This window comes from Carnobacterium maltaromaticum DSM 20342 (assembly GCF_000744945.1).
GTDB classification, from domain to species: Bacteria; Bacillota; Bacilli; order Lactobacillales; family Carnobacteriaceae; genus Carnobacterium; species Carnobacterium maltaromaticum.
Map to the genome: position 1 here is coordinate 1,263,335 of NZ_JQMX01000001.1, position 12,995 is coordinate 1,276,329.

General features: G+C 31.9%; 19 protein-coding genes. 1 reads left to right on the forward strand and 18 read right to left on the reverse strand.

All coding sequences use genetic code 11. The features are described from left to right. Positions 1 to 58 precede the first annotated feature (58 nt). From BR77_RS06070 to BR77_RS06080, 3 genes are read right to left on the reverse strand one after another with little or no spacing between them, the layout of a single operon-like run. Positions 59 to 238: a hypothetical protein gene (locus tag BR77_RS06070; RefSeq protein WP_035064261.1), complete on the reverse strand. Its 180-nt coding sequence runs from the start codon at positions 236 to 238 to the stop codon at positions 59 to 61. After that, positions 231 to 1,457, reverse strand: coding sequence for a minor capsid protein (locus BR77_RS06075; RefSeq protein ID WP_236700909.1), 1,227 nt, complete (start codon positions 1,455 to 1,457; stop codon positions 231 to 233). The genes BR77_RS06070 and BR77_RS06075 overlap by 8 nt, the downstream gene beginning before the upstream one ends. Before the next feature lie 22 nt (positions 1,458 to 1,479). Next, on the reverse strand, positions 1,480 to 2,841 hold the full coding sequence (locus BR77_RS06080; RefSeq protein WP_051926678.1) for an anti-CBASS protein Acb1 family protein: 1,362 nt from the start codon (positions 2,839 to 2,841) through the stop codon (positions 1,480 to 1,482). Positions 2,842 to 2,917: 76 nt separating this feature from the next. On the opposite strand from BR77_RS06080, the gene BR77_RS06085 reads away from it, so the two are divergent. Beyond that, a complete protein-coding gene (locus BR77_RS06085) occupies positions 2,918 to 3,958 on the forward strand; it encodes an RES domain-containing protein (protein WP_035064266.1) in 1,041 nt (346 codons plus the stop codon). A 51-nt stretch (positions 3,959 to 4,009) separates the two neighbouring features. On the opposite strand, the gene terL is transcribed toward BR77_RS06085, so the two are convergent. The 15 genes from terL to BR77_RS06155 form a co-directional block, all read right to left on the reverse strand. After that, a complete protein-coding gene (terL, locus tag BR77_RS06090) occupies positions 4,010 to 5,437 on the reverse strand; it encodes a phage terminase large subunit (RefSeq protein WP_035066017.1) in 1,428 nt (475 codons plus the stop codon). Then, positions 5,421 to 6,155 (reverse strand): terminase small subunit, encoded by a 735-nt coding sequence (locus BR77_RS06095; protein WP_035064268.1) that lies wholly within the window; start codon positions 6,153 to 6,155, stop codon positions 5,421 to 5,423. The genes terL and BR77_RS06095 overlap by 17 nt, the downstream gene beginning before the upstream one ends. A 106-nt stretch (positions 6,156 to 6,261) precedes the next feature. Beyond that, positions 6,262 to 7,068 carry a hypothetical protein gene (locus BR77_RS06100; RefSeq protein WP_035064270.1) on the reverse strand — a complete coding sequence of 269 codons (807 nt, stop codon included), beginning with the start codon at positions 7,066 to 7,068 and terminating at the stop codon, positions 6,262 to 6,264. A 165-nt stretch (positions 7,069 to 7,233) separates the two neighbouring features. Beyond that, the gene (locus BR77_RS06105) at positions 7,234 to 8,034 is read right to left on the reverse strand and encodes a hypothetical protein (protein WP_035064273.1); all 801 of its coding nucleotides are present in this window, start codon (positions 8,032 to 8,034) and stop codon (positions 7,234 to 7,236) included. A gap of 272 nt (positions 8,035 to 8,306) precedes the next feature. Then, a complete protein-coding gene (locus BR77_RS06110; protein WP_035064275.1) occupies positions 8,307 to 9,533 on the reverse strand; it encodes a HEPN domain-containing protein in 1,227 nt (408 codons plus the stop codon). A gap of 28 nt (positions 9,534 to 9,561) precedes the next feature. Continuing rightward, positions 9,562 to 10,143, reverse strand: coding sequence for a sigma factor-like helix-turn-helix DNA-binding protein (locus BR77_RS06115; protein WP_051926681.1), 582 nt, complete (start codon positions 10,141 to 10,143; stop codon positions 9,562 to 9,564). A gap of 92 nt (positions 10,144 to 10,235) precedes the next feature. Continuing rightward, positions 10,236 to 10,415, reverse strand: coding sequence for an XtrA/YqaO family protein (locus tag BR77_RS06120; RefSeq protein ID WP_035064277.1), 180 nt, complete (start codon positions 10,413 to 10,415; stop codon positions 10,236 to 10,238). Positions 10,416 to 10,471: 56 nt separating this feature from the next. Continuing rightward, complete coding sequence (locus BR77_RS06125) at positions 10,472 to 11,236, reverse strand: Rha family transcriptional regulator (RefSeq protein ID WP_035064279.1); 765 nt, start codon at positions 11,234 to 11,236, stop codon at positions 10,472 to 10,474. A 180-nt stretch (positions 11,237 to 11,416) separates the two neighbouring features. Next, complete coding sequence (locus BR77_RS06130) at positions 11,417 to 11,599, reverse strand: hypothetical protein (RefSeq protein WP_035064281.1); 183 nt, start codon at positions 11,597 to 11,599, stop codon at positions 11,417 to 11,419. 11 nt (positions 11,600 to 11,610) lie between these two features. After that, positions 11,611 to 11,775, reverse strand: a complete 165-nt coding sequence (locus BR77_RS19005; RefSeq protein WP_162922007.1) for a hypothetical protein — start codon at positions 11,773 to 11,775, stop codon at positions 11,611 to 11,613. A 1-nt stretch (position 11,776) separates the two neighbouring features. Then, positions 11,777 to 12,025: an ASCH/PUA domain-containing protein gene (locus BR77_RS06135; protein WP_035064284.1), complete on the reverse strand. Its 249-nt coding sequence runs from the start codon at positions 12,023 to 12,025 to the stop codon at positions 11,777 to 11,779. Next, positions 12,022 to 12,237 (reverse strand): hypothetical protein, encoded by a 216-nt coding sequence (locus BR77_RS06140; protein WP_035064286.1) that lies wholly within the window; start codon positions 12,235 to 12,237, stop codon positions 12,022 to 12,024. The genes BR77_RS06135 and BR77_RS06140 overlap by 4 nt, the downstream gene beginning before the upstream one ends. Then, on the reverse strand, positions 12,230 to 12,454 hold the full coding sequence (locus BR77_RS06145) for a hypothetical protein (RefSeq protein ID WP_051926683.1): 225 nt from the start codon (positions 12,452 to 12,454) through the stop codon (positions 12,230 to 12,232). Before BR77_RS06145 ends, BR77_RS06140 begins: the two co-directional genes overlap by 8 nt. Then, positions 12,442 to 12,675, reverse strand: coding sequence for a hypothetical protein (locus tag BR77_RS06150; RefSeq protein WP_035064288.1), 234 nt, complete (start codon positions 12,673 to 12,675; stop codon positions 12,442 to 12,444). Before BR77_RS06150 ends, BR77_RS06145 begins: the two co-directional genes overlap by 13 nt. 102 nt (positions 12,676 to 12,777) lie before the next feature. Then, on the reverse strand, positions 12,778 to 12,981 hold the full coding sequence (locus BR77_RS06155) for a hypothetical protein (RefSeq protein WP_035064290.1): 204 nt from the start codon (positions 12,979 to 12,981) through the stop codon (positions 12,778 to 12,780). Positions 12,982 to 12,995: the final 14 nt, after the last annotated feature.

The window sequence follows — 12,995 nt, forward strand, 5'->3', positions numbered from 1 at the left end:
ACCCTCACCACCTTTCAAATTTAAGGTACAAAAATAGACCTAGCTAATTTAGCAGGTCCTAATCATTTTTTTTAAGAGTTTTGGCAAGATCATTAACACCATCCATAAACTCTTTTTCTTTACGGTCACGCTCTTTCTGTTCTTCTTTAGAAAGTTGTTCAGGAACAAAACCGACATGTTCACTTATCGGGTTATCTTTCCATCTTGGATGCTCATAAGGTTTGTATTTTTTAGTCATGGAATTCCTCCAATTCAATTACTAAGACACCTGTTTCAAGTCGGTATCTTTCTATAACTATAAAGGTAGCTCCTCTTTCATACAAGACTTCAAGCTCATTTTCGTTTATTTGACTAATATTTCTACCCTTTTTGGCATTTCTAATGATTAGGAGCAACTGATTACCTGGATCATAAACATCGATTGAAGTTGACATGTATTCTTTAAATCTTCTAGTCTCTCCAATTCTTAACGGAGTAACAAAATTTATTAAATCTTCTTGTGACCTAAAGGTATACGATCGATTTAAATCACCTTCAAACTTATCCATCTTACTAAGAGCACTATCTAATTCTTTAAGAAGTTTCGAGTCCTTCTCATCTAAATCATAACCATTTCTAAGCTTATCATTTATACGATAGGCTTCTGAACTAATATAAGTATTAATTGCATACTCTTCATTTTCAGTTAGCTCATTCAAGGCCTGCTCTGCTTCAATTTGAGCTAGCTCATCATCAAAAATAGGCTCTGCTACACATCTACAGTTGTATTCTTCACCTGGTAATAAAGGATTGTCAGCATAATAATAAATTTTACCATCTCGTTCATGATGTGAATCTCTAACTTTAGAGTCTCCGCTATCACTCCACCTAAATGCTCGAATTCCAGATTTTTCATGTCTCTTAGCTGTCATTTGACCTAATATTGAACCCGTTTGATCTCGCGCAATAAAATCGGCTTTTTTTCTAGCTATACCAGATTGATTAATCAGCTCTTCACGCATTTCTGCAGAAGATTGACCATTTGTCACTCCTCGATAGATTATTTGTTCTATTTTAGAAGAATATTCATCTCGGATGTTTGTTATATAGCTGACATTTTCAGCTATTTTTGAATTGGAATATTCTTTTAACCAAGGTTCAGAATCTAAAGGATTGACACCTTTTGTTTTTAATTGACTATTCAAATTACTTTTATTTGCACTATTTAACGAACTAATATACTTTGTAGAAACCTTATTAATATCATTACTATTAAAAGCACCTAATGATAGGAATTTTATTTTTTCAATTGCTTTTTTAGCAACATCAAAAAAAGAATCACTAATAATTGAGTCTTTAGTCATTCTTTCATCATCTATTAAAGGACTAATTATTTTATCAAACTCGTACAAAATAAGAGAATCAAGTTCACTTACTAATTTATTTATGTTTTTAGCATAACTTTTTTCGATGTTCAACGGGTATCTAGTACGAGGTATCCTAGCCATCTGCTCGATTTTCCTTGTATTTTTTATAAACAGATTCGGCTAACTTATCAATATCAGTTGCTGAATCTGCATTAAACTTGCTAGTTTCTGTAACACCAAAACGACCAAACCTTGCTTCTTGAACATCTGAAGGATCCAGCACACCGCTCTCAATATAAATTTTATCTGATTCAGCTGTAAGTTTACGAATCTCAGCATCTGTTTTGCTATCAACGCTCCAAAGCGGATTAAATTCAATAGACCATTCGATTGAATCGGGGTCTATTCGACCACCGCACTCATCTTCACACCACATCAATAATCTTACAAGGTATTCTAGCTGTGGCCGCATTGAGTTCTCTTGCATTGAAGCTATACGTGAATAATAGTTCATTACATCATATTGAGCTCCTGTTAAAGTTCCTGCTTCTTGGCCTTTTAATACTGTTTTAGGCATCCTAGCAGCACCTGCCAGATAATCCCATGTGAAATCAAGCAATTGGTTAATACCTGAGACATTAGTTGATTCTTTACCAAGTTCTTCCTCGTTTGTGATAACTGCTAAAGCTTCAGTTCTGAATTTATAGTCCATAAGCATTCCAAGCTCTGCTTTATCGTTGTTATTCATTCCATCAATGTCTTTAGATTTAAAGACTTTAAAGACAAAATCATACATAATTTGACCTACCGACCAAAGACTGGTATCCATTACGGTAAGAATATCATATAGGCTTTCAAGTAGTGAAGTACCTTCGATTTCGTCCTCGAATCTCGTTGACTGTTGATGAATTAAGCGTGAATGGTGAACAGATACTTGAGTTTGACCTGCAATTTCAATTCCAGTTCTAGACCGGTTATTAATCTCAAATGATTCGGATTTACCATACCTCGGACTAAAAACATCTTCATCAATTACTCGGTTATTTACTTTTTTACTAGAAAATGAATTTAAATAGGATATTTTCTTCAAATCATCAAGTTTAATTGCATCACTCAACTCAAATGTGCTTTTTTGAATCAAACCTAAACTAATGAATCCATCACCGTATAAACGGTCGAATATGTTTAACTGTTTAAACATATCTTTAGTCTTCAATTGTCTCAGACGTGATTCATAAAGAGCTTTTAATTTTTCATCTTTCATCTTAATCGTCCATCCGCTTCTAGTCATATCCTCAGCTGGGATATCAATAATATTAGCAGCCATAGAGTTTGAACTATAAAGGTCTTCTAAATCAGAGGGTGTTAATTGTCGTCTTTGTCCTGGCACTTGCCTAGTCAAATTGTCTTTAGCATACCCTTTACCATTCCCCATCATAAAATCATTGATTATACTGCCTTTTTTGTCTGTTAGTAATATTTTTGCTGATCCCACTTAACCACCACCTTAATTATTTTTTTATAGCAATATCCTTAAAAATGATATATATTATTTTTAAAGGAGTGATTCCATGACAGAATCAGATATAGAAAATTTTCTGAAAGATTTAATTTCAGATCCTGATGTAGAAATAAGTGATTTTAATCCAATAACAGGTGACTTTACCACAAATCTTACAATAACCAATAAAATGCCTACAGAAAAAGATTACCTAAATCAAATTAATAATCGTCGAAAAAAAATTAAACAATCTGAGAAAAAATTAATTAACTTAAGTGAAAAAGATGCAACTGATGAAAACATTAGCAGTTTGTTACGCAATATTTTGGCTTTTGATTTTGGAAACGGATCCCATCTAATTCCAGGTAATTCTAGTTATATTAAAATTAAAGAAAATCAAATGCTTTACAGAATAAGACCACAAAATACTAAGATGGATAGCAAGTCAGATGCCTGGTATCCTCCTAAAGAGTGTATTTCATATTTAGGTAGGCTTAACGATATAAATGAGTCAGTGCTTTATGTCGCTGATGAAATAGAAACTGTTTTAAAAGAATGCAAAATTAAAACAGGAGATTCATTTCACTTAATTGTTTATAAAACAATTACTGAAATTTCCTTAATTGATATATCTTCAATTTACTTAGAAGGAAGCCTGTATCCAAAAGTATCATTTATGGTATCTGACTTTTTATCAACTATTTTTTCACTTAATGTTAAAGAACATGAGAACTATAAATATAAAATTTCTAATCAAATAGGAAAGTTCTTCTTTCCATACTCAATACACAATTTTGATGGTTGGTCATATCCTTCTGCAGTTATACACAACAAAAAAAGTATTGCTCTTAATCCTGAAAGTTGTGATTCTAAATTACGAATTGCATTTGTGACTAATGGAAAACTTGTTAAGGAAGGAACTGAAGTAAAACTTATAATAAACAGCCCAAAATTTATTAATACACATAATGAGTTAGTTTCATTAAATGTAAAAGAATTTAATAATGATAAAAACTACCTTAATAAAATGCTTTTAGAGATGATTTCGAACAAAATAAAAAATATCGAACACATTCCAAAAGATATTCAAGATTTTTTTTCGATACTATAATAGGAAAAAATATAAACAACAAGCCAAATTTCATTATAATAAGCTTGTTGTTTATCCGTTTCTATATCGCTCCAACAAACTTCTGCCACTACTAGTAATCTTAATTAATGCTTGCGTCATAGCATCAACTTCATCGTCATGTGCGCCATTTGGAAATGCTTCAAGTTCATCAAGAAATTCATTTACCCAAGGTACATAGTCGGGATGTGGTAAATAAACATTCCCACTTTCCCACACTGGCGCGACAGCGTTTGCTCTCACTTCTTTACCGCCTTCCGGATTAACAGGAATAATTCCAGATATTTCATTTTCTAATACTGAAATAACAGCTGAACCATTGGCTTTATCCTCCACATATTTAGCTCTAGCATTGGGCCAGTTCTCAGACATTTCACGTATAGCTTTTAAAGTAGCAGTGAAATTCAACTTTTCTTTTCTCCTTGCTAATAAGAAATAATCAGCTTTTTTCTTAGCCCATACTTGACCTGCAACGAAATCACTGGTCTCGGCATCCTTAAAAGTGCAATCCCAAGACTGGACTTGTTTATCAAATAAACGAGGAAGAATGATTGTTTCATCCGATAAATTCAATCTGTCTTTTACTTCTCGACTTGGCACATAATACTTAACCCATTTACGTTTAAATATGCTTCCTCCAGCAGGAGTTGGGCGTTGTTGATACAAGGAAGACCACGTTCTTGATCCTACTTCTTTTTGCTTCTGTTTCGCCCATTTCTCGTCATAACCAAGTTCAGGACAAAGAACCTCACCAATTTTTCGGTGAAGTAAATCTGTTTCATCTTCTGCAACTGCAGGTAATCTCAAACGAATCCAAGGACGAGCGCTTTGTTTTAACAAACGACCAATAATATCATCTTCGTTCCAGCGAGTCATTACAACGATGACAGAAGCGCCACCATGTAAACGCGTTGATAGTGTAGACTCCCATTCATCCCAAATTTTCTCTCTAATTGTTTCAGATGATGCATCTTGTTGGTTCTTAATTGGATCATCAATAATCATTAAATCTGCACCATGACCAGTAATAGAGCCACCTACACCAGTTGAAAGCATTCCACCTGAATGACCTTCAATACCCCAATCTTTGACTGCAGCATTAGTTTTAGATAACTCTAAATTATTTAGTGGTCCAGCGAATTCTTTAAACTTATCTTTATTCTTTCTACCAAACTTTTTAGCTAAACTATCCGAGTAAGAAGCTGTAATAACTCTCTTATCAGGATTCTTACCTAAATAAAAAGAAGGAAACGACTCTGTCACTGTCATTGATTTTCCATGCCGAGGTGGCATTTCAATCATAAGTGCGAGCTGTTCCCCATCTGCAATGCGTTGCAAGTATTTACATACAAGTTTTGTATGTCTAAAGTGTTCATATTGTCCGTTGTGTGCAAATTTGACATAGTGGTCAAAATAGTTTTGATTTAGCACGCTTTCCGCTTGCTTAGCTAGTGTTTCCATCTCTAAATTGCTTAGCAATGACTTCTAGCTCCTTTTTCGTTAATTTAGTTAGTTCCGGATTAACAGGTATGCCTAAATGACCACTATGTTCTACCTTATCAGGCGGTTTAAAACCACCTCTATCAAGTATATCTTGAAGTACATCAGCTTTAAGAGAGAGCATTTTCTCCCACTGTGCTGGCTTCAAAATATTGCTATGTTCTATTTCAACCAGCCTTCGTTTATTACGTAAATCTAAGCCCATTTGAAATGATTCATCTTGCAGTTCTTCAATTTCAATGAGTAAAGTCTTTTTGATCTCTTTACTATCTTTTTTACGGCCATCAATCGCTTTTATTTTCCGAGCTAGCTTTTCTATTTGCCTATTTAAAATGCTAAACGAATTATTATCTTTAATAAGCTCATTCTCATATTTATTGATTTTCAGCTCCGCCTCGTCGTGCCTACGGAGTTTTAAATCTAAATCTGATAGAATGTTCAGCAGGTCAGCAAAAGCCCTGTTACCCTCGTCAGCAAAGCGTTGCCGCAACCTTCCAAGTTCAACGTTGATTTTTTCTTTAATGTAGGGATAAGTAAGCATGTTGCTCCCCTGATTCTTAGCATTACTTGCTTTATAACCAGCTTCAACGGCTGCCTTAGTGGCATTGAAACAACGAATATAAGCAGCAACAAATAGATCATACTTTTGTCTTGTAACATCTGATAATTCCTTTGCCATCAAAACCACCCTTTCTCTTTAATTAATGTAATCAAATTAAAATAAAAAAAGATGCTCAATTATGCATCTTTTATAATAAACAATAAATCTGTAACTAATTTTTTTATCAAACTTCAGAAAATCTACTCGATAACAGCGTAATAAATCCAAAAAATATTTTTTCGTCAAAACAATAAACCTTTGTAGGATCACCCTCTTTCTTTACAAAAAGAGCATTAATTGTTCTACCGTCATGTTCTCTTGTAAATATTTGTATCCTATTTTTCAACAATTTAATAAATCTTTTCTTTACTTTAATTTTTGTTTTTTCAGTAATATCCAAAAATAATTCATCCATAACTCTATTACATTCTTCAGTTATTTCTTCAAAAATAATTGTTTCCGGAAAACTTGTCACAATGTACTCCCTATCCTTTCCTCTAAAATTATTCTGTAAAATTTCTTCTTTTGAAATAGAAAACTCAACTTTACTTGTATTTGTTAATATATTTAGAACAACAGTCGTATTAGATATGGGTATAGAGTAATGTTGAGCATAATTTCGTAATATTTTGAAAATAGCAAAACTTTTATTGTTTTTTTCTTTATCTATTAAAAAACTATTATTTATACTGCACTCGTTATAATATGCCTTAGCATTATCCACTGCCATGCGATTTGTTAAAACATATCTTGTTACGACACCAATAGCAATAACATGTAATTTATCCAAATCAACATTTTTTTCTAACTCAACACTTTTTTTTAAATCCTCATATTCAATTTTTGAATCATTACTAACTAAAAAAGCTTGGCAAAAATTTTCATATCTTTTGTATAATGTATAAAATTTTAAAAATGTGCGATATTCTTTTTCATTAATTTCACCATAAATAGAGTTATTTCTATTATTTCCTAAAAAATATTTTTCCATTGTTTCTCCTTTTAACTGTTTGTTTTGATTATAACAATTAAAACAAACAATTTATATAACTAAATATATTATCTCAAATCTATTCACCTCACTTTGTGTTTTTTTGTAATCACCGTTAAGTGATCTATGTATTTAGAGCAAAATAAAAAGACCACAAAGGGTCTCTTAAATATTTCTTGAGTAATTACTTTCATAATTTTTTGGAACTAATTGATATCTTAGCATATTTTTTGACATATTACGCGAACCTAAAATCAGGTTATACTCATATTTTCTTGCCTTCATCTCATAATCTTTATACTTAATATGAACCTTTATTTCAGGGAAAATTTCTTCTTTACCTGTATCAGTACGATAAAACATATCATACATTTCTAAATAATACGATAAAAACATAATAACTAATTTTGATAAGTTAATATGTTCAGTTTCACCAGGCATTATTACAGAAAGTACATTGGTGTATTTTAATGCTTTTTCATATTCTTTTCTTCTCTGTACTTTTTCATCATTTTTATAGATATATTCATATATAAATGAGTACTCTTTTTCTTCTGTACTTTGAAAATACGCACTAGGAATTGATTCTTTCAGAGTATTATCTTTACTAAATATCTTTGCAAATTCTTCTATATTTTCGATTTCAAAGTAATAAGTAATATCAAATACAGGTGTAGTCCCCCCGTTAATAATAGGAATTGTAACATCAGAAAATCTTTTCAAGTCATGGAAATATTTTCCGTCTTTTACTAAATCCTTACCAGGATGTATTTCAACATCATCAAATTTGGCTGTTCCTGGAACAATTAGTGGTTCTTTTAATCTTTTTTCGGTGTCTAATGCTTGCTCATTTTCTTTTTTTAATTGGTGATTAACTACTAAATATGCACTAAAAACTCCAATTAACGCTCCAATAAAACCTAAAACACCATCAATACTTAATACGCCATCCCAACTAATACTCAATAAAATCATCTCCTTTTCATTATTATATCAAATAACATTCAACATAACTACGAGATAATAAAATACACTCACAACCTCCGTCCTTGGAGTTGCGAGTGTATCAATCAGTTGCTTCTCAGAAACAATATCAAAGTATCTCAGAATACTTTAATATGCCAAATTTCTTCGGCATATGTAACTCTCACGCACAACCATGAGAGCCAGGAGGAAAAACACACGAATGTGAAGAATAATTTACCCTTCACTTGTTGGTGGCATCTGTATGACAATATTTACATTTTCTTATACTTTTCATTTTTAATAAATTCATTAACATCTTTAAATGTTTTAAAAGTATCATTTTTTAAAAAATAAAAAATGATATGCCTTAAATAATCTAACACTAAATTAGATTCATATTCACTAACTTGAGTTCGCTCCCCATGGGCAATGTTCGATCTTGTAGTATACAATTGCTTAAATTCTTGTTCAATTTCGCTTCTTCTTTCATAAGTATCACCTAAACAAAAGATTATAACTTCACTCATTTGTGATGTTATTGAAGGCGAAATCACATTATTTTTATTTTTCTCTTGTATTAATGCCTCCATCCCAAACATTGCTTGAATAAATTTTTCATCTGCGTACTTTTCTTTTAACGCTCTTCCAGCCCATTGAATGGATCCATATATTCTTTTTTCCATTTCATTTACGTTCTTGCGATCGAACCATAATTTTTTCTCTATTTCAAGAACTTTATTTAACGGCTCCTCATAGTAATTAATTATTTCGTTCAAATCAACATTTTTCCAATCACCATCTAACTTGTTATGAACATAAACTTTTCCAGAAAAATTTATTATGTTAATAAATATTGAAGAAGACTCAGAAGTGCCTAACCTTAAACTATACCCACCTTTTTTTGCGAATAAAAAGAAATAAAGTATGTTAATAAAATTATCCATTCGTTCATTAGCAATTTCTTTAGCCCTTTCTCTATCGGAAGAAAAGACAGAGGTTTCAATCATTATTTCATCAGCAAAATCAGTAATAATATCATTTTTTATTCGTTCCCAATTATCACATTTAATATGTTTATCTATTAATTTAGATGGATATATTCTAAAATCTCCAATAGTTAATTCAACATTTACATTTTCTACACCTCTTAATATTGATATAACTGTATGCTCGACTTCTGGACCTAAAAGTTCTTTCAAAAATTTTTCAAGCACAAGAAAGTCTTTCTTATCCTCATTTGTACGATTTTCTATACAAAAATTTAAAATTTGCTTATCTAATTCTTTATAAGTAAAGTTACTGTTTATCCAACTTTCTTCAAAAAGAATAGATGCAACTTTCATTTTAGAAACCAATCCAATATTACTTAGTGAAAAATTTCCTAGTGGACCTCTAGTACTAGAACTTCTTTCGTTTCTATCTTCGTCAGCCAGAACCTTTAAATCAGAAAATATTAAAGTTAGCTCTTTATTTATTTCTTTTATTTTATTTTGTTTCAAAACAATTCCTCCTCACATATTAATTTTACTAAAATAAACTTGTATTTGCACCATATTTAATCACCTCATTAATTTTTTGAATTGAACGATTGATTAAAGTTTGAACAGAACTCCTACTCAACTGCATATAATCCGCTGTTTCTTGATAACTATTTCCTTTTCCAAAAATCGAGACGTAAGATTCGTACTCTCTTGGAGATAGACAACTTAAAATTTCCTTTAGAACTTTTTTATCTTCATTTGTTAAGTTTTCTAAATCACTATCTCTGTAGTTCTTTAAAGCTGCTGCTTCTATTTCTCCCCATAACTCTGTTCGTTGATATCTAGACCTTCTCCCAATTTCTCTACGATTGCCAGGTTCTTTAGCATCACGTAACCATTGAATTGAATACTCGCTACTAGAGATAATAGAACCTAGTTCCTTTGCTCGAGCTTTATAGTATTGATAATCATTTCTAAACTCAACAGAAAGCTCCCATTCTTGCGCCTCTTCGCATTCTTTGAACAAGATAAGACAAACATTCCTATGATTTCTATAATAACTGTAGAGAGCTTTTATTGGCTTTAAATCAGTTGTATATTCGTTTATTAATTCGTCAGCAAATTTCATGTGTGTTTTCCTCCTTATAAGTAACAAAAAAGGACACCTCAACAAACGTATTGCTACGCTGTTAAAGTGTCCTCTAGTTTTCTAGTCAGACTTTAAAATTTAGTTTTGGTCTCACATTTAACTACTGTGACCTTGTTTTCATTCGTTGTTAGCTTAATATCAGCAAAAGCTGGTAAATTGGCCATCTTAATCATTCCGTTGCTAACAATGATAATTGTGTTGTTCAGTTCTAATTCATTTAATTGAGATAATTCTACTTGTTTAAATTCCAAAGATGGTCCCCCTCATGTTATAATGAAATTGGCTAGGCAGGGGAACCTGTCTTTTTTTATTTATCCAAAATAGCATAAATAGTTCTTTCTTTTAAAATCTCATGAATAAGCATTCTTCCTTTTTGGGTCCATTTAGTATGGAGACTAACATCTCGATTCCCATTTTTATGAGAAAAACTGTAGGTATCAGACTTCACATAACCTTGGCCAAAATACTTTTTACATAAAACCCACTGATTGCCTGACTTTTTCTGAATCTTTTCTTCATGTAAAATCTTGTTCAACTCCTGGGCAGTCAAATCATAATCGGCAGCAATTTGAGTAATATTTAAGGTGCTTTTAGAATGTAAAATTTCATTCAAATAATTAACTTTAAGCTCATAAGATTCAATTAAAACAGCTTGTTCTTGGTTTTTAATACTTAGCTGGCTATTTCGTTCCATTTCATCTGCATATAATCGTAAAGCCTCCGGATAAGAAGGTAAATGGACCTTAATTGTTGAATTGCGTTCATTCTCTTCCATTTCACGAAATCTTTTAGCATATTGAGCTGTAAATAAAATTCCTTTTTCACCTATGAGCTTATTTGCTACAAGATCACATCCGATGATAGTTAATTCATAACAAGGACGAATTTCTTTTTTTACATCTAAATACTCGCTAGGAATAAAATAATCCAACGAGCGCAACCCTGCGCTGGTTAAAACACTTGCATATTTACGAATATCACGTAAAAGTTCTTTATGCTGCTTACTCACCATTTCAGCAACTTCCCGACTATCAATTGTACTTACAGCTGGTTTTATCATTAATTGGCCCATTTTCATTCTCCTTTACTTTACTCTTTTCGAGTTGAATTCAACATGTATTCTGATCCAATACCATGCATCTTTTGCTTCTAAAAAATCACCTTTCAAGAACTGCACAATCATATTCTTAAACAGAAACCAGATATGCTTCCAGTCATCAGCTTTGAACATTATAATTCGTTTAATCATTATTTAATCAGCTCCTACTTCTTGGTTGAACGCTTCATCAAATGTCATACCCTCACACATTAAATTTTCAACTCGTTTCATTACATCGAACAAAGGAATATTCTGTTCATCTGCGAAATCAATCATTTTAACAACTTGTTCTTGCGAATAATCAGATTGACTTCTAAATGATTTAACATTGCTCATTCTTAACCCTCCTAAACAAATCTTTTCAAGTCATCAATACCTTTATGCAGCTCTTCTAATTTTTCATGAATCATCATGTCTTCAGTTCTTGAAACAACATAGATCCTGTTGAGTAGCATTTCAATAATTTTTATATCTTCTTCAATTTTCACTTGATAGATTAATTTATTAGCCATGCTAACCCTCCCATATTTCCTCAATCCCAAGAACAACATAGTCATCTTTCAGCGGAAAATCTGGCATGTACGATATTTCAACTTTTATGATTTCGCCCGAAAACAACTGAGTAATTGAATCATATTCTTTTAAAATTAAAACGTCTCCTTCTTGAAAGTTACGATCATTCTTTCTAATCTCAAACTTTTTCCTACCGTCCTTCACTGCCTCGAAATATTTAGGTTCAATTTTGAGTTCGTGTACTTTCATTCTTCAATCACCAACCTAACTAAATTAGCATCTACTGTTTGAAAATGGCTATCAACACAAACTAATGCTACTGGATAGGCAATAACTCCACCAATCTCTCCAATTAAAATCGATTGCTTTACGTAACTACATTGATAAAAACCAACTAATTTCGCTGATTTCCATTCTTTTAATACCTTTACTTCACAATCAATCATTTTTAGTTCAGTCATATTGACTTAACCCCCATTCTGCGAATGCTTGTAATACTTGCAACCGCTCAATATCTGATAGGTTGCGATAAGCCCTAGCTGTTACCTCATTTTTCATCCATCCACCAGTGCAACTTAAAAATGTTAACTCACTAAGCAAGCTATCTACTCCTAAGTTTGGAAGATCTCTTTTCATCCAATCCAGCACAACCTGCTGATCCTCATTTAATTTAGCCATTCTAAGTCCTCCGCTTTCTCAAACAAAATCGCGTAATCGTCAATATTTAATAATCCAGCAATTTCTTGCACTTTTTTTAAAGTACAACTCGGTCTTGTAGCATAAAACCCTTGATTGGAACCAAACACTTTATGCATGCTTAACCCTTTATTTTTCATATGCCACTCTACGTTGTCCCAAAAAATAGTAACTATTTCTGGCGTTTCTTCTGTTTTACTCATTTCCTCACACCTCTCTTAAGTTGTATATTCAACGCAAATACAATAATCTGTATCTTTAATTTTTATAGCTAACCTGCCTTCGTAAAAATCTTCAAGTACATTTCATTGAGATACATACTCGATTTTTTCAAGTAAAGAGTGCTGAATCTCAGATATTTGTTTGTTTTCCTCACAAATCAATCCATCATTTTCTAATGACTCTGTTACTCCTAACGCAACATAAGTGGGATATAAACACAACTTTTCTTCTACGATATAGGTAACTTTATCTATTAAATCGTAATATTTTTTCAAGAAATCATTCATTCCCTCACACCTTC